The sequence below is a fragment of the Sulfurimicrobium lacus genome (genome assembly GCF_011764585.1).
Taxonomy (GTDB): Bacteria; Pseudomonadota; Gammaproteobacteria; order Burkholderiales; family Sulfuricellaceae; genus Sulfurimicrobium; species Sulfurimicrobium lacus.
Genome location: NZ_AP022853.1, coordinates 670,186 through 686,491, shown reverse-complemented (window position 1 = coordinate 686,491; position 16,306 = coordinate 670,186). Strand labels below are relative to the sequence as shown.

General features: G+C 58.3%; 21 protein-coding genes and 1 tRNA gene. 2 read left to right on the top strand and 20 right to left on the bottom strand.

Going from position 1 to position 16,306, the window contains the following annotated elements:
- Positions 1–7: 7 nt before the first annotated feature.
- The 15 genes from nuoL to tpiA all read right to left on the bottom strand — a co-directional run bounded on the left by nuoL (position 8) and on the right by tpiA (position 12,856).
- Positions 8–1,999, bottom strand: a complete 1,992-nt coding sequence (nuoL, locus tag SKTS_RS03490) for an NADH-quinone oxidoreductase subunit L (RefSeq protein ID WP_173060387.1) — start codon at positions 1,997–1,999, stop codon at positions 8–10.
- Positions 2,000–2,034: 35 nt separating this feature from the next.
- Positions 2,035–2,340 (bottom strand): NADH-quinone oxidoreductase subunit NuoK, encoded by a 306-nt coding sequence (nuoK, locus tag SKTS_RS03485; protein ID WP_173060384.1) that lies wholly within the window; start codon positions 2,338–2,340, stop codon positions 2,035–2,037.
- Positions 2,341–2,350: 10 nt separating this feature from the next.
- A complete protein-coding gene (locus SKTS_RS03480; protein WP_173060382.1) occupies positions 2,351–3,001 on the bottom strand; it encodes an NADH-quinone oxidoreductase subunit J in 651 nt (216 codons plus the stop codon).
- A gap of 35 nt (positions 3,002–3,036) precedes the next feature.
- Complete coding sequence (nuoI, locus tag SKTS_RS03475) at positions 3,037–3,525, bottom strand: NADH-quinone oxidoreductase subunit NuoI (protein WP_173068891.1); 489 nt, start codon at positions 3,523–3,525, stop codon at positions 3,037–3,039.
- A gap of 13 nt (positions 3,526–3,538) precedes the next feature.
- Positions 3,539–4,567, bottom strand: a complete 1,029-nt coding sequence (nuoH, locus tag SKTS_RS03470) for an NADH-quinone oxidoreductase subunit NuoH (RefSeq protein WP_173060379.1) — start codon at positions 4,565–4,567, stop codon at positions 3,539–3,541.
- 3 nt (positions 4,568–4,570) lie between these two features.
- Positions 4,571–6,934: an NADH-quinone oxidoreductase subunit NuoG gene (gene nuoG / locus SKTS_RS03465; protein ID WP_173060376.1), complete on the bottom strand. Its 2,364-nt coding sequence runs from the start codon at positions 6,932–6,934 to the stop codon at positions 4,571–4,573.
- A gap of 90 nt (positions 6,935–7,024) precedes the next feature.
- A complete protein-coding gene (gene nuoF / locus SKTS_RS03460) occupies positions 7,025–8,290 on the bottom strand; it encodes an NADH-quinone oxidoreductase subunit NuoF (protein WP_173060373.1) in 1,266 nt (421 codons plus the stop codon).
- Positions 8,290–8,763, bottom strand: a complete 474-nt coding sequence (gene nuoE, locus SKTS_RS03455) for an NADH-quinone oxidoreductase subunit NuoE (protein ID WP_173060370.1) — start codon at positions 8,761–8,763, stop codon at positions 8,290–8,292. The genes nuoF and nuoE overlap by 1 nt, the downstream gene beginning before the upstream one ends.
- Positions 8,763–10,022: an NADH-quinone oxidoreductase subunit D gene (locus tag SKTS_RS03450; protein ID WP_173060367.1), complete on the bottom strand. Its 1,260-nt coding sequence runs from the start codon at positions 10,020–10,022 to the stop codon at positions 8,763–8,765. Before SKTS_RS03450 ends, nuoE begins: the two co-directional genes overlap by 1 nt.
- Positions 10,015–10,608, bottom strand: a complete 594-nt coding sequence (locus SKTS_RS03445) for an NADH-quinone oxidoreductase subunit C (RefSeq protein WP_173060364.1) — start codon at positions 10,606–10,608, stop codon at positions 10,015–10,017. The genes SKTS_RS03450 and SKTS_RS03445 overlap by 8 nt, the downstream gene beginning before the upstream one ends.
- A 16-nt stretch (positions 10,609–10,624) precedes the next feature.
- On the bottom strand, positions 10,625–11,101 hold the full coding sequence (locus tag SKTS_RS03440) for a NuoB/complex I 20 kDa subunit family protein (protein ID WP_173060361.1): 477 nt from the start codon (positions 11,099–11,101) through the stop codon (positions 10,625–10,627).
- The gene (locus SKTS_RS03435) at positions 11,092–11,448 is read right to left on the bottom strand and encodes an NADH-quinone oxidoreductase subunit A (protein WP_173060358.1); all 357 of its coding nucleotides are present in this window, start codon (positions 11,446–11,448) and stop codon (positions 11,092–11,094) included. Before SKTS_RS03435 ends, SKTS_RS03440 begins: the two co-directional genes overlap by 10 nt.
- 145 nt (positions 11,449–11,593) lie before the next feature.
- Positions 11,594–11,678: transfer RNA gene (locus tag SKTS_RS03430), tRNA-Leu, on the bottom strand.
- Positions 11,679–11,724: 46 nt separating this feature from the next.
- Positions 11,725–12,072, bottom strand: coding sequence for a preprotein translocase subunit SecG (gene secG, locus SKTS_RS03425; protein WP_173060357.1), 348 nt, complete (start codon positions 12,070–12,072; stop codon positions 11,725–11,727).
- 31 nt (positions 12,073–12,103) lie between these two features.
- Complete coding sequence (gene tpiA, locus SKTS_RS03420; RefSeq protein ID WP_173060354.1) at positions 12,104–12,856, bottom strand: triose-phosphate isomerase; 753 nt, start codon at positions 12,854–12,856, stop codon at positions 12,104–12,106.
- Between the two features lie 96 nt (positions 12,857–12,952).
- Between tpiA and SKTS_RS03415 the strand changes: the two genes are divergently transcribed.
- Positions 12,953–13,144 (top strand): hypothetical protein, encoded by a 192-nt coding sequence (locus tag SKTS_RS03415; protein ID WP_173060351.1) that lies wholly within the window; start codon positions 12,953–12,955, stop codon positions 13,142–13,144.
- Positions 13,145–13,149: 5 nt separating this feature from the next.
- On the opposite strand, the gene SKTS_RS03410 is transcribed toward SKTS_RS03415, so the two are convergent.
- Both SKTS_RS03410 and SKTS_RS03405 read right to left on the bottom strand, forming a co-directional pair.
- Positions 13,150–13,587 carry a hypothetical protein gene (locus tag SKTS_RS03410; protein WP_173060348.1) on the bottom strand — a complete coding sequence of 146 codons (438 nt, stop codon included), beginning with the start codon at positions 13,585–13,587 and terminating at the stop codon, positions 13,150–13,152.
- Positions 13,588–13,593: 6 nt separating this feature from the next.
- A complete protein-coding gene (locus tag SKTS_RS03405) occupies positions 13,594–13,824 on the bottom strand; it encodes a hypothetical protein (RefSeq protein WP_173060345.1) in 231 nt (76 codons plus the stop codon).
- Positions 13,825–13,980: 156 nt separating this feature from the next.
- Here SKTS_RS03405 and SKTS_RS03400 point away from each other — a divergent pair, with 156 nt between their 5' ends.
- Positions 13,981–14,370 (top strand): Fur family transcriptional regulator, encoded by a 390-nt coding sequence (locus tag SKTS_RS03400; protein ID WP_173068888.1) that lies wholly within the window; start codon positions 13,981–13,983, stop codon positions 14,368–14,370.
- A 6-nt stretch (positions 14,371–14,376) separates the two neighbouring features.
- Here the strand turns inward: SKTS_RS03400 and folE are convergent, their stop codons facing one another.
- From folE to SKTS_RS03385, 3 genes are all read right to left on the bottom strand, one after another.
- Positions 14,377–15,018 (bottom strand): GTP cyclohydrolase I FolE, encoded by a 642-nt coding sequence (gene folE, locus SKTS_RS03395; RefSeq protein WP_173060342.1) that lies wholly within the window; start codon positions 15,016–15,018, stop codon positions 14,377–14,379.
- A 56-nt stretch (positions 15,019–15,074) separates the two neighbouring features.
- Entirely contained in the window at positions 15,075–15,677 is a 603-nt protein-coding gene (locus tag SKTS_RS03390) for a nitroreductase family protein (RefSeq protein ID WP_173060339.1), read from the bottom strand.
- A gap of 183 nt (positions 15,678–15,860) precedes the next feature.
- Positions 15,861–16,298, bottom strand: a complete 438-nt coding sequence (locus SKTS_RS03385; RefSeq protein WP_244617428.1) for a carboxymuconolactone decarboxylase family protein — start codon at positions 16,296–16,298, stop codon at positions 15,861–15,863.
- Between the last annotated feature and the right edge of the window lie 8 nt (positions 16,299–16,306).

The following is a 16,306-nucleotide window of genomic DNA, read 5'->3' as shown; positions in this document are numbered from 1 at the left end:
TAGCTCATCATCTCACGAACAGCGAGATCATCAGGAACACGCCGATGATCATGGCGAACGCATAATGGTAAATATAACCGGACTGCACATGACGGACCAGCGCGGAGGCCCAGCCGATCAGCCGTGCGGTGCCATTCACGAACAGGCCGTCGATCAGCCATACGTCGCCGCCGCGCCACAAGCTGCGACCGACCAGGCGCGCACCGCCGGCGAAGAAAAAGTCGTTGAAAGCGTCGAAACCGTATTTCTTCTCCAGGATGGTGGAAATCAGGCTGAATTTCGCCTTGATCACCGCGGGCAGCTCCGGACGGCGGATATACAGGAACCAGGCCGTTCCCGCGCCACCTGCGGCAAGCCAGAAAGGCAGGGTGGTCAGAGAATGCAGCATCATCGCGCCGATACCATGAAACTCTTCGGCCATGTGCGCCAAGGCATGATGGTCGTGCGAGATGAAAATGGCATCGCCGAAGTAGCCGCCGAACAGCATCGGCCCGATCAGCCAGCCGGCAGCCACGGACGGAATCGCCAGCAACAGCAAGGGTACGGTGACCACCCACGGCGACTCGTGCGGCACGGCAGGCCCGTGGTGGCCGTGATCGTCGTGGTGGCCATGTTCGTCAGTAGGCGCATGGCGGAAACGTTCCTCGCCGTGGAAAGTGTAGAACACCAGGCGGAAAGAGTAGAAACCGCCGACGAACACACCGGCGAGAATCGCCAGGTAGGCGAAGCCTGCTCCAGGAATGGTCGACAGGCCGACCGCCTCGATAATCGAGTCCTTGGAGAAGAAACCGGCAAACGGCGGCAGACCGGCGTTGGCAAGCGCGCCGATCAGCATGGTCAGGTAGGTGATCGGCATGTACTTGCGCAGCCCGCCCATGTAACGCATGTCTTGCTGGTGGTGCATGGCGATGATGACCGAGCCGGCGCCGAGGAACAGCACCGCCTTGAAGAAGGCGTGGGTCATGAGGTGGAATATCGCCGCTGAATAAGCGGAGGCGCCCAGCGCCACGGTCATGTAGCCCAGCTGCGACAGGGTGGAGTATGCCACCACGCGCTTGATGTCGGTCTGCACGATGGCAACCAGCGCCATGAACAGCGCGGTGATGGAGCCGATCACGATAACGAAGGACAGCGCGGTCTCGGACAGCTCGAACAGCGGAGACATGCGCGCCACCATGAAGATGCCGGCGGTCACCATGGTTGCGGCGTGGATCAGTGCGGAGATCGGTGTCGGGCCTTCCATCGAGTCAGGCAGCCAGACATGCAGCGGAAACTGCGCCGACTTGCCCATGGCGCCGATAAACAGCAGGATGCAGATAACCGACATCAGCTGCCACTCTTGCCCCTGCAACAGGGCTACCTTCATGCCAGCCAATTCCGGCGCCATGGAAAACACGGCGGCGTAATCCAGCGTGCCGAAGTAAGCCAGTACCATGCCGATGCCAAGGAGGAAGCCGAAATCGCCCACCCGGTTGACCAGAAAAGCCTTGAGATTGGCGTAAATCGCCGTCGGCCGGGTGAACCAGAAACCGATCAGCAGGTAGGAAACCAGGCCCACGGCCTCCCAGCCGAAAAACAGCTGGAGGAAGTTGTTGCTCATCACCAGCATCAGCATGGAGAAGGTGAACAGCGATATGTAGCTGAAGAAACGCTGGTAACCCGGGTCTTCCGCCATGTAGCCGATGGTGTAGATATGCACCATGAGCGAAACGAAAGTCACCACCACCATCATTAAAGCCGACAGCCGGTCGATCAGGAAACCCACCTCGAAACGCGTTTCGCCGGAGGTCAGCCAGGTGTAGACGCTGCCGTTGAATACGTGTCCCGCCATCACGTCCTGGAAGATCAGGACCGACGCGACAAAAGATATCGCCACACCGATGATCGTGATCCAGTGTGAAAGGACGCGTCCGATCAGCCAGCCGAACAAGCCTGCAATCAAGGCGCCAGCCAACGGGGCGAGTGGCACGAGCAGATAGAGTTTTTGCATTTCAGTCATGTTGTTTTTCAGTCATCGACGCGTGATACCGACTGTTATCCCTTTAAGTGATCCAGGTCTTGCACGTTGATCGTGCTCAGATTGCGGAACAGCACCACCAGAATAGCCAGACCGATCGCAGCTTCGGCCGCGGCCACGGTGAGAATGAAGAAGACGAAAATCTGCCCCGCCGTATCGTGGAGATAATGGGAAAACGCCACGAAATTCATGTTCACCGCCAGGAGCATCAACTCGATCGCCATAAGAATGACAATGACGTTCTTGCGGTTGAGAAAAATCCCCAGCACGCTGATGGCGAACAGGATCGCGCCCAGAACCAGATAATGAGAAAGTGTCAGCACCAGTGGCTCCTCAAGGTTGCTCTGCCGACGGGCTGTCTTCTGCCGCCTGTTGTTTCAACTTGTTATCCGACGAAACCGCGATGATGCGCAAACGATCGTTACGACGCACCGCGATCTGTGCGGCCGGGTCCTGATATTTGGTATCTTTGCGGTGGCGCAGCGTAAGCGCGATGGCCGCAACGATCGCCACCAGCAAAATGACCGAGGCGATCTCGAACGGGTAGACGTAGTCGGTATAAATCAGGCGGCCCAATTCCTTGATATTGCTATAACCCGCGCCATGCGCGTTCGGCATGCCGCCGTTGCCGTTCGCCCAGAAATTGCGTCCGGCCAGTACCAGTACCATTTCCGCGCCCATCAATATCGCCACCGTCAGCGCGTAGGGAAAATTCTCCCAGAAACCTTCGCGTAGCAGGTCGTAGTTGATATCGAGCATCATCACCACGAACAGGAACAACACCATCACAGCACCCACGTACACCAGCACCAGCGTGATTGCCAGGAACTCAGCCTCCAGCGTAATCCACAGGGCGGCAGCGGTAAAAAAAGCCAGCACCAGAAACAGGGCGGAATGCACCGGGTTACGCGCGGTCACCACGCGTGCTGCGGCAAACACCAGGATCGCCGCAAAGAGATAAAATATTATTGTTTCAAAATTCATTAACCGAATCCTGTCAAATGACTAGCGCTGCTTGATTAACGGTATGGGGCATCTGCAGCCTTGTCGCGGGCAATCTGTTCTTCATGCTTGTCGCCCACGGCCAGCAGCATGGCCTTGTTGTAGTTCAGATCGCCGCGTTTTTCACCGTGGTAATCGAAAATTCGCGTTTCCACGATAGAGTCGACCGGGCAGGACTCTTCGCAAAAACCGCAGAAAATGCATTTGGTCAGGTCGATGTCGTAGCGCGTGGTACGGCGCGTACCGTCGGCGCGTTCTTCCATGTCGATGGTGATCGCCAGCGCCGGGCATACCGCCTCGCACAATTTACAGGCGATGCAGCGCTCTTCGCCGTTGGGATAACGGCGCAGCGCATGCAGGCCGCGGAAGCGCGGCGACATGGGAGTACGTTCCTCCGGGAACTGCACCGTGATCTTGCGCGCGAACAGATAACGTCCGGTCAGGGCCATGCCCTTGAGCAGTTCGATCAGGAGCAGACTTTTGAAGAATGCATTAAGGCGGTTCATCATATCTACATGCTCAGTGGAACAAATAACCCAGCGGGGTCTGCATCATGCCGCCGATAAACAGCAGCCATACCAGCGTCACCGGAATGAACACTTTCCAGCCCAGGCGCATGATCTGGTCGTAGCGGTAACGGGGGAAGGTCGCCCGGAACCACAGGAACAGGAACAGCACGAAACATATCTTGGCCATCAGCCAGAAGAAACCGGGAATCCAGGTGAACGGCGCGAAATCGAACAAGGGTAGCCAGCCACCGAGGAACAACAGCGCAGACAGGGTCGCCACCAAAATCATGTTGGCGTATTCGGCGAGAAAGAACACGGCAAATGCCATGCCTGAATATTCGGCATGGAAACCGACGATTTCGGATTCGCCCTCAGCCACGTCGAACGGCGCGCGGTTGATCTCCGCGACCGATGAAATCAGGTATACCAGGAACATGGGGAACAGCGGCAACCAGTACCAGCTGAAGAATGACACCCCCTGCTGGGCTTTGACGATCTCGACCAGGTTCAGGCTCTGCGCGGCCATCAACACGCCGACCAGGGCGAAACCCATGGCGATCTCATACGACACGATCTGTGCTGCGGAACGCATTGCGCCGAGGAAAGGATACTTGGAATTGGAGGACCAGCCCGCGAGCACCACGCCATACACGCCCATGGAAGTAATGGCCATGATGAACAGCAGACTGGCATCGATGTTGGCCAGGACCAGTTCCGGGGTGAACGGAATCACGGCCCAGGCGACCAGGGCCGGCGCCATGCACATGACGGGTGCGAGCAGAAAAAGCTTCTTGTTGGCGCCGCTGGGAATGATGATTTCCTTCATCATCAGCTTCAGACCGTCCGCGATCGGCTGCAGCAGCCCCAAGGGGCCTACCCGGTTGGGTCCGATGCGCACCTGCATGTAACCGATCACCTTGCGCTCGGCGTAGGTGACATAGGCCACACCCAGAAGCAGCGGTCCGACGATGACGACGATCTTCACCAGCGTCCAGATGATCGGCCAGAAAGGCCCCAGCAAGGATTGAAAAAATTCCATCGATCAGGCCTTCTCTACCACAATTTCGCCAAACATCGAACCCAGGGCGGCTGTCAGGGGGTGCCCTACGGCGACCCTAGCGCAACCCAAAGGCAATGTGTCGTCGCGTCTGGCGCGCATCACGGCGCTGCCGCCACCCTGGTGCACCACCACCATTGCCCCGTCCTCCACTTGCAGTTGTCGCAGCAGGGCGCCGTTCATGACGGCATCCGGCGCTGCGCCGTCATGGCTGCATTGCAGGGAATCGGCGCGCCGCACCACGGCATCGGCCTGGTAAATCGGCACTTCGGCAATGCGTTGCACGCCGCTCGCAACAGCGACCGCCGCATCGCCCAGCACAACACTCTGCAACTGGTTGTTACACGCCTCATGCAGGGACGTCGCGCCGGCAGCAAGAATTTCAGCGCGCACATCTTCCGAACTGTTGTAATCGAAGCCGTTGAGATTGAACATGTTCCCCAGCACGCGCATCACTTTCCATGCCGGGCGGGCGTCGCCCTGTGGCTTGACCACGGCGTTGAAACTTTGCGCCCGGCCCTCGGTATTGATGAAGGTACCGGACGTTTCTGTAAACGGTGCAATCGGCAGCAGCACATCGGCGTAATTCAGCGCCTGATGGCGGTAAGCGCTTAACGCCACCACCAGTTCCGCATGTTCCATCGCTTGCATGGCCTGTTGCGGATCATGGCTATCGAGTTCGATTTCGGTATTCAGCAGAACATAGGCCAGACGTGGTGTAGCCAGCATCTCCGCAGCATTCATGCCGGCGCTGACGTCCTTGCCCAGCGGACCGGCATAAGGGACAGCTCCGGCAAGACAGGCGCCGACGCTGTTGGCGGCTTCACCCAGTACACCCAGGGTGGCGCCTGACAGACGCGCAATTTCCTGTGCCAAGCCATGCAGTTCGCTGTAACGCGGATGGTGCTGCGCCAGATTGCCCAGCAACACCGTGGCAGTCGGAGCGGCCGACAGGCTGGCGGCCATGGCCGTCGCCGCGGAGGACACGCTCACCCCTGCCAGCGCTTGGGGAACTGCAGTCTGCTTAAGTTCTGCCAGTGCTTTCAGCACTTGGGACAAGGCATTGACCAGGTCGTTAGGGGCCACGATCAGCTTGTTGGCCACTTTGGTGAGCAGGTCGTCGTCCACCGGATTCACCAGGTTCAACTCGGCGCCCGCTTTGACCGCCTGACGCAGGCGTTGTGCGAGTAGCGGGTGATCCTTGCGCAGCGTGCTGCCGATGACCAGCGCGCTCTTCACTTCCGCCAGCACAGCAATGCTCTGACCGAGCCATGGCGCGCCCTGCAGGGCGCCATCGAGACGAAAATCGGACTGGCGTGTGCGGTGATCCACGTTGCCGCTGCCGATCCCGCGCATGAATTTCTGCAGCAGATAAAGCTCTTCCAGCGTGCTGTGCGGCGTCGCAAGCGCGCCGATCTGGGCGGCGCCATGATCGTCGCGAATGCGTTTCAGGCCATTCGCCACATACTCCAGCGCGGTCTGCCAGCTGCATTCCTGCCATTCACCATGACGTTTCATCATGGGTTGCGTGAGGCGCTGCGCGGAGTTCAGGCCTTCGTAGGAAAAACGATCCTTGTCGGACAGCCAGCACTCGTTGACGGCTTCATTCTCGCGCGGCACGACGCGATAGACGCGGTTGCCCTTGACCTGCACAGCCAGATTGGCGCCGAGGCTGTCGTGCGGGCTGACCGAAGCGCGCCGGGTCAACTCCCAGGAGCGGGCGGAGTAACGGAACGGCTTGCTGGTCAATGCGCCCACTGGGCACAGATCGATCATGTTGCCGGATAGTTCGGAATTCACCGTGCGCTCGACGAACGGCATGATTTCGGAATGTTCGCCGCGTCCCGCCTGGCCCAGTTCCATGATGCCGGCGATTTCCTGGCCGAAGCGTACGCAGCGGGTACAGTGGATACAGCGCGTCATGTCGGTGGAAATCAGCGGCCCCAGTTCCTTGTTGCTGACTACCCGTTTCTCTTCCTGGTAACGCGATGCCACCTCGCCGTAGCCGACGGCCAGATCCTGCAACTGGCATTCACCGCCCTGATCGCAGATCGGGCAATCCAGCGGGTGGTTGATGAGCAAAAACTCCATCACCCCTTTTTGCGCACGGATAGCAGACTCTGAACGCGTGAACACTTTCATGCCATCGGTCACTGGTGTCGCACAGGCTGGCAAGGGCTTGGGGGCCTTCTCCACCTGCACCAGGCACATGCGGCAATTGGCGGCGATGGACAGTTTCTTGTGATAGCAGAAGTGCGGAATATAAATTCCCGCCTGACGTGCCGCATCCATTACGGTGCTGCCGTCTTTTACTTCTACCTGTCTGCCGTCGATTTCGATGTGGGCCATAGTTAGCTGTCAGTTATCAGTTGTCAGCGCGATCAGCCGTTGTTGTCATGGTTTTGCTGACAACTGAATGCTGAAGGCTGAGTGCTGTATTCATACCATGCACTTCTTGTGCTCGATGTGATACTCGAATTCATTACGATAGTGCTTGAGCATACCCTGTACCGGCAGCGCGGCGGCATCGCCCAACGCGCAGATGGTGCGCCCCGAGATATTGTTGGTCACGCTGGCCAGCAGATCGAGGTCTTCCGGACGCCCCTGCCCATGTTCGATGCGGTGAATCACGCGATACAGCCAGCCGGTGCCTTCGCGGCACGGGGTGCACTGCCCGCAGGATTCCTCGAAATAGAAATAGGACAGACGTTCCAGCGCCTTCACCATGCACACCGTCTCGTCCATCACGATCACCGAACCCGCGCCGAGGTAGGAACCGGCCTTGGCCAGGGAATCGTAATCCATGGTGCAATCCATGATGATTTCGCCCGGCAGCACCGGCACGGAAGCACCGCCGGGGATAACTGCTTTCAGTTTGTGGCCGCTGCGAACCCCACCGGCCATTTCGAGGAGCTCTGCAAAGGGCGTTCCCATCGCGATCTCGAAATTGCCCGGTTTGTTAACATGCCCTGACACGGAAAATATCTTGGTGCCGCCGTTGTTCGGCTTGCCCAGTTCGAGGAACTTTTGCCCCCCATGCCGGATGATGTAGGGAATGCTGGCGAAAGTTTCGGTATTGTTGATGGTGGTGGGCTTGCCATAGAGACCGAAACTCGCCGGAAACGGCGGTTTGAAGCGCGGCTGACCCTTTTTCCCCTCGATCGATTCCAGTAGCGCCGTTTCTTCTCCGCACACGTAAGCACCATATCCCTGGTGAGCGTGCAGGTTGAAACAGAAGTCGGTACCGAACAGGTTATCACCCAGGAAGCCGGCGGCGCGCGCTTCTTCCAGCGCTTCTTCGAAGCGCTCGTAGGCTTCCCAGATTTCACCGTGGATATAGTTGTAGCCCACTTTCACGCCCATGGTGTAGGCGGCGATGGCCATGCCTTCGATGACCTGGTGCGGGTTGAAGCGGATGATGTCGCGATCCTTGAACGTGCCAGGTTCGCCTTCATCTGTGTTGCAGACGATGTATTTGTCGCCCTCGAAATGGCGCGGCATGAAGCTCCACTTCAGGCCAGTGGGAAAACCCGCCCCGCCACGACCGCGCAAGGCGGACGTCTTTACCTGGCTGATAATTTCTTCCGCTGGAATTTTTTCCGTTACAACCTTTTTCAGCGTCTCATATCCGCCGCCGGCAAGATAATTGGATAATTTCCAGCATTCGGGCTGATGGATGGAGTGGAAGATGACTTCATTCGCCATTATTCGAGCTCCGCCAGAACCTGATCGACTTTCTCGCTGGTGAGAAAGCCGCACATGCGTTTATTGTTGATGAGGAACAACGGGCCGTCACCACAGGCGCCCATGCACTCGCCTTCCTTCAGCGTAAAGCGTCCATCGCCGGTAGTCTCGCCAAAGCCAATGCCGAGTTTGTTTTTCAAGTATCCGGCAATGGTGTCGGAGCCCATCAACGTGCAGGACAGATTGGTGCATACCGTGATCTTGTACTTGCCGACCGGGGCCAGCTCGTACATGTTGTAGAAGCTTGCTACTTCGTAAACCGCCACCGGCGCCATGCCGAGATAGCCGGCAACGAAGTCCATGGTTTCGGTAGCCAGCCAGCCGAGTTCGTCCTGCGCGATGCGCAAGGCCGCCATCACCGCCGATTGCTTCTGATCGGCGGGATATTTCGTAATTTCTTTATCAATTCTCGCTAGAGATGCGGGCGATAACATTATCGGTCGATCTCCCCAAATACGATGTCCATCGTGCCCATCAGCGCCACCACGTCGGCAATCATGTGGCCGCGTGCCATTTCATCCATGGCCTGCATGTGCGCAAAGCCTGGTGCGCGTATTTTCAGGCGGTATGGCTTATTGGCGCCATCGGAAACCAGATAGATGCCGAATTCCCCCTTGGGATGCTCGATGGCGCAGTAAGCCTCGCCCGCGGGAACATGCATACCTTCGCTGAACAGCTTGAAGTGATGGATCAATTCTTCCATGTTGGACTTCATTGCTTCGCGATTGGGCGGCGCCACCTTGTGATTGTCCGTAATCACCGGACCGGGATTCTTGCGCAGCCAATCCACGCATTGCTTCATGATGCGGTTCGACTGGCGCATTTCTTCCATGCGCACCAGGTAACGGTCGTAGCAGTCGCCATTGGTGCCCACCGGGATGTCGAAGTCCATGCGGTCGTACACTTCATAAGGCTGCTGCTTGCGGATGTCCCATGCCAGACCGGAGCCGCGCAGCATCGGGCCGGTCAGCCCCTTGGCCAATGCGCGCTCGGGCGTGATGATGCCGATATCGACTGTGCGTTGCTTCCAGATGCGGTTATCCGTGAGCAGCGTCTCATATTCATCGACGTAGGTCGGAAAACGCTGGGTGAAGTCTTCAATGAAGTCCAGCATCGAACCATGCCGGTTTTCATTCATGAATTTGATGTCGCTTTCGCTATGACGCGGCATCTTGGCTGTCTGATACTGCGGCATGCTGTCCGGGAGATCGCGGTAAACGCCGCCCGGGCGATAGTAAGCGGCGTGCAGACGCGCGCCGGATACCGCCTCGTAACAATCCATCAGGTCTTCACGCTCGCGGAAGGCATAGAGGAACATGGTCATCGCGCCGACGTCCAGCGCATGGGCGCCGATCCACAACAAATGGTTGAGGATGCGGGTGATTTCGTCGAACATGACGCGGATGTACTGCGCCCGGATCGGCACTTCGAGCTGGAGCAGCTTTTCGATCGCCATCACGTAGGCGTGCTCATTGCACATCATGGACACGTAATCCAGACGATCCATATAGGGGACCGACTGGAGAAAGGTCTTGTACTCAGCAAGTTTTTCCGTGCCGCGGTGCAGCAGGCCAATATGCGGGTCGGCGCGCATCACGACTTCGCCGTCCAGTTCCAGCACCATGCGCAACACGCCGTGGGCGGCCGGATGCTGGGGTCCGAAATTAAGGGTGTAATTTCTGATTTCAGGCACTGTAACTGTCCTCGCGGATGGTGCGCGGCACCAGTTCACGCTCGTCAATGGTGACGGGCTGGTAAATCACGCGGCGCTGGTCCGGGTCATAGCGCATTTCCACGTTACCGGAAAGGGGGAAGTCCTTCCTGAACGGGTGACCAATAAAGCCGTAGTCGGTCAGGATGCGGCGCAGGTCGTTGTGGCCTTCGAACACGATGCCATAAAGATCGAATGCTTCGCGCTCGTACCAATCTGCTCCGGGCCAGACCTGCGTAACGGAATGCACGACCGGGAACTCGTCATCCGGGGCGAAAACCCGCACCCGCAAACGCTGATTGAGACTGACCGACAGTAGGTGGTAAACCGCGGCGAAACGCCGGCCCTGCCATGATCCATCGCCATAACTGCTGTAATCCATACCACAGGCGTCCGACAACTGCTCGAAGTGCAATTCCGGGTGATCGCGCAGAATTTGAGCCACCGCCACCCAGTCGGCATCCGGCACTACCAGCGTCAGCTCGTCGAGACGCTCGCTGAGGACGAAGGTTTTTCCGCTCAGCGCATTATTCAGCGAGTTGGTAAGACCTTGGAGAAAAGCATTCATGTGTGGAATCGGCTCTCTAGCGGGCAATGGTGTTGGTACGCTTGATCTTGTTCTGCAACTGGATCAGGCCATACAGCAGCGCTTCCGCCGTTGGTGGGCATCCCGGAACGTAAACATCTACCGGAACGATGCGGTCGCAGCCTCGCACCACCGAATATGAATAGTGGTAATAGCCGCCGCCGTTGGCGCAGGAACCCATGGAAACGACCCAGCGCGGTTCTGCCATCTGGTCGTAAACCTTGCGCAAGGCCGGTGCCATTTTGTTGGTCAGCGTCCCGGCCACGATCATCACATCGGATTGGCGCGGACTGGGGCGGAAGACGATGCCGAAACGATCGAGGTCGTAACGGGAAGCGCCCGCCTGCATCATTTCCACCGCACAGCAAGCCAGGCCGAAAGTCATGGGCCACAAGGAACCGGTGCGGGTGTAGTTGATGACCGTATCGACGGTCGTCGTGATGAAGCCCTTCTCGAAGACGCCTTCTATTCCCACTCCAAGGCCCCCTTCTTCCATTCGTATACGAAACCGACGACCAGGATGGCGAGGAATATCACCATTGCGACATAGCCGAACATGCCTATCTCACCGAGCACCACGGCCCAAGGGAAAAGAAAGGCAATTTCCAGGTCAAAAAGGATAAAGAGAATGGCGATGAGATAGTAGCGCACGTCAAATTTCATACGTGCATCTTCGAACGCCTCAAACCCGCACTCGTAAGGAGAGAGTTTTTCCGTGTCGGGACGGTGTGGGGCGAGCACGAAACCGGCCACCATCGGCCCCACGCCAACCATGAGGCCAACTGCTATGAACACCAAGATTGGAAAATAGTTTTCCAACATTCCGCAGCTCCGCGAATAGTCTGTCAAATTAGAAGGAAGCTTAGGCGCGACAGGCCTTGTGTGTCAAGCTTGGACGTTACCTTTTTATTTTTATTTTTCAATATGTTATAGAATATAGTTATAAAACTATAACATTATCTTATTATGGTGCCGATGAGCAGACTCGAACTGCTACGGCTTTCGCCACTACCCCCTCAAGATAGCGTGTCTACCAATTTCACCACATCGGCTTTGAAACTTAATGACGCGCTTAATACAGCACGTCATGCAAAACTCTTAGTTCGGAACATCCTTGGCTTTCGAAGCCGGCACACCCAGAGGATTTACGGGTGCAGCAGGCTGCGTTGCCGGCAACACCTGCTTCTGGCTTTCCATCAAGCCTGCCGATTTTGTCTTGGTGCCGGAAAAATACGCCAGGGTCAGGCTGGTGATGAAAAACACCGTCGCCAGAATCCCCGTGGCACGACTCAGAAAATTGGCCGAACCCGACGAACCGAACAGGCTACCCGACGCGCCACTACCAAAAGCCGCGCCCATGTCGGCGCCTTTGCCATGCTGCATCAGAACCAGGCCGACAACGCTAAGCGCAGCCAGCACATGAATAATCCAGACTACTGTTTCCATTTACACAACAACCTTCGAAAAAACACTCGCCCTATTGGGCGGCGCGGCAAATCGCCACAAACTCTTCGGCACTGAGGGCAGCGCCGCCGATCAAGCCACCATCGATATCCGGCATAGAGAACAATTGTGCCGCATTCGCGGCTTTTACGCTACCCCCATACTGAATAACCAGACCCGCAGCAACGTCCGCACTCGCCTCGGCGACCTTGGCACGAATGAACGCATGCACTGCCTGGGCCTGCTCCGGGGAAGCTGTTTTGCCCGTACCGATCGCCCACACCGGCTCATAGGCCACGACGCTTTTTGCCAGTCCTGCCACACCGGCAACTGCCAGTACAGCGTCCAACTGGCGCGCAACAACCTGCTCGGTGATATTGCCTTCGCGCTCTGCCAGAGTTTCACCCACGCATAGAATCGGGGTCAGGCCGGCTTTCTGTGCCGCAACGAATTTCGCCGCTACCGTTGCATCATCCTCGCCGTACAGGGCACGACGTTCGGAGTGTCCGACAAGCGCGTATTTGCAGCCGAAATCCACCAGCATCGAGGCGGAAACCTCGCCGGTAAACGCGCCTTTCTCGTGCTGACTCAGATTCTGCGCACCCCAGGCCACATTCGCGCCCTGCAAGGCTTGCTGCGCCTGGAACAAGTAAGGGTATGGCACGCACACCGCGCAGGACGCCCCCTTCAGGCTCGCCAACTGAGGCACCAACGCATCCAGCAACGCCTTGTTCTCGGCGAGGCTGCCGTGCATTTTCCAGTTTCCCGCGACCAGTTTTTCGCGCATCCCAAATCCCCTTGTTCGCAAAATGGGGGCATGGTAACGTTTCAAGCCTTAGCGGTCAAATCACCGACTCCCGTAACCAGCCAGAACCCGCCAGCCATGGACCAGACAAAAATTCATCAATGTGTCGAAACGCTGAGCCTGAAAGGCTGCGAGGAAGTAACGAAAATCATCGCCGCCCTGGAGCAGGGCGAACCGGTCGCGGACACGCTGGAATTAACGGTCGAAGAGAGACTGGCGACCCTCGACGAACTCAGGTCCATCATGGCCGTTTACCAGGCGCGAAAGTAAGGACCCTAACGCCTGCGACGTGCCTCGTAAGCCGAGATGGCCTTGACCACCTCGAGATAGGGCACATCCTGCATGCTGCCGAAACGCCGCTGAATTTCCCCGATCAGGCCATGGATATTCACCACAACTGAAGTCTCTGGCTCGAATAGCTGTTGCGTTCCAAGCAAACCGCCGCACTGTATCTTGAGTTCCTTGGCATGAGGCAAAGGCTCGCCGGGATGCATGAGTTTGAGGGTAAAAGCCGCGTTCTGATGCAGCAGGGCGTGCAGCGTTAGGCAATTTTCCCGCGCCACCGGCGCTTTGCACGCCGTCGCCTCGCGCTCGGCGATGTTGAAACCGTGCGCCTGATCGCAACCGGCGCAACGGCTCAGGATGGCCTTCTCGAAGGGGCAGGAAAGCCGCACCGCGCCATCGTATGCGTCCTGGTATGCGCCCTCGTTCAACACCGGCTAGTAATCCTCACCCGTTGTCGGCTGCGGCTCGCGTTCCTGGTTCAGGATGTCTTCAGCCTGCAATTGATTCTCGCCGAACATGACTTTAACCACGACCTTGTCATCGGACGCGACTGTCTTGCGCAGTTCCTTGGCGTGCGCGCTCGCTTCCTTGAAGGCGTCGAACTGGGCAGCCAGTTCGAATTGCTTGAAAGGGAAAGTCGTAACTTTATAGACGAAATAGGGCATGGAATATCTCCGAAAAATTGATTCAGTTATGCCAGTTAGGGGCGAATTTGGCAAAAATCAAGTCCATGACAGCATCCATGGCAAAACAAATTAGACATGTTCCAAATGTTTGGATAGAATTTTCCTTTGAATACCTGTGACTATACCCGCGACAACATGGCCGACCTGCTCCGGCAGCACGGCATCAACCCCACCCACCAGCGCATCGAGATCGCTTTCGCCCTGTTCTCGCACCAGGAGCATCTGTGCGCCGATCAGGTGATGGCCATCGTCAATGCCAAGCACAGCGAAACATCGAAAGCCACGGTATACAACACGCTCAACCTGTTCCAGGAAAAAAAGATGATCCGCGAAGTGATCGTGGATCCAAGCAAGGTGTTCTACGACCCCAACACCCACCTCCACCACCATTTCTACAATGTCGCAACCGGCGAACTAACCGACATAGACGTCGACGACATCGGACTCACCGGACTGCCCCAATTGCCGCCCGGCCTGGTCACCGAAGGCGTGGACATCATTGTCCGGGTGCGGCCGACAGCCTGATTTGGGCTACCGCAACGGCCCCTGAACCGCGCGCAGGAACTCCATGCGCAACTGGTCGCTGTCGCGAAAACAGCCGGTGAATGCCTGGGTATAAACACGCTCATCCCCGCGCCGGTCCTCTCCCAGCAACAGACATAACTGCTCCGCCTCGATCACGCACGCTGCGCCCTTGGCATGGCCGTAGCTCACCAGCGCTTCCGCGATGTCGCGCGTCATCCATTCCTGATACGTGAAGCGGTGGCCGATGGCGTCCACCAGGCGGGCGATGCGCCCGAAGCCGTGCAGGCGCCCGCCGGGGATGTAGGCCACGTGCGCCACGCCGCGAAACGGCACGAGATGATGCGGACACACCCCGTGCACCGCGATGCCGCGCACCACCACCATGTCTTCGCGGGCGTCTTCGAAGCCGTCGCCCAGCACCGTCGCAGGATCGAGGTCGTAACCGCCCAGCAAGCGCTTTTCCCACAGATCGCGCACCCGCTTGGCGGTCTTGCCGGTATGCGTCGAATCCGGGGATACGCCACACGCCAGCAGCAGGTCGCTCACCGCTTTCTCGAACGCCACGCCGTCGAACTGTCCGGCGCGCGGGATGCCGATGCCGCCCTGGGGCGGGAAGGCGAAACTGTCGTGATCGCAGCATTCGGACATGGACGGGCGCTCGTGAAAACGGGAAAGCCCGTTTTATCACGCACGCCAGCCGGATGTCAAAAACGGTCGCGAATCACCACTTCGCTCATGGGCAGTTGCCCGCCGCGCGGGTAAGGCTCCCTGGTGCCTTTGCCGATCGCCACGAACATGGCGATCACATGGTCTGGCGGCAGGTTGATCAGCCTGCCCACCTCGTCGAAATCGAAGCCGTCCATGGGGCAGGAGTCGTAGCCCATTTCCTTCGCCGCCAGCATCAGGTTCATCGCCGCGATGCCGCAGGAGCGCATGGCCTCGTCGCGCTGCACCTGCTCGCGGCCGCGGTAATACTGGTCGATCGCCGGCACCAGGTAGTCGCGCACCGGCTCGGGCGCATCCTTCCAGTAACGCGCAGGCTCCTTTTCCCAGGCCTTGAGGTCGGCGGTGAGCACCACCAGCAATGAAGCGTCCGTCACCTGCGCCTGGTCCCACGCCGCGGCGCGGACCTGCTTGCGCAGCTCGGGATCGTCCAGCACCACGAAGCGCCAGTTCTGGATATTGAAGGCGGTAGGAGAAAGCATGGCGAGGGAGAAGAGTCTTTCCTTCTCCGCCTCGCTCATGCGGTGGTCGCGGTCGTAAGCCTTGACGGCACGCCGTTGTTCGATTGCCAGACTGACGTTCATGAGAGTTTCCTCCTGTTGGTTACATGAGTTCGTGAAAACAGCCCTACCGGACTGCAAGGCATGGGCCATCTCCTGAAAAGTGCGCGGTCACGCGTCGCGTTCGACCTTGAAGGTGTTGAACACCACGTCCGCCGCCATGTTGCGCGCGGCGTGGGTGACCGCGTCGAGCATGTCGCTCTCGGCCTAGCCGAGCGCTTTCAGGTCGTCGATATCGGCGGCGCCGATTTCTTTAGGGGCGCGCGTGGCCTTGAGCGCGAACAGCAGCATGGCCTTTTCCCTGGCGTCGAGCGGCGCCGCCGCCGCGTCGCGCCTGGTGGAGGCGATCTGCTCCGGGGTAAAGCCGGCGCGTTCGATCAGCATGGCGGCGTTGAAGTCGATGCAGTAATCGCACTGGTGATCCTGCGACACCAGCATGCGCGTGAGCGCCAGCAACGGGAAACTCAGGTTGGGATGGAGCATGAAATAAGCCGTTTGCTGCCATTGGGTTTCCAGCAGGGCGGGACTCGCGCTGTACATCTGGAAGGCGTTGGGAACATGGCCCAGGATAGCCGCGCTTTGACGGTAAACCTCGGCCACCTGGCCTTGCGCCTGGGCGGGTGAAACGGTGTAGATCAACGGCATGGTAGTCC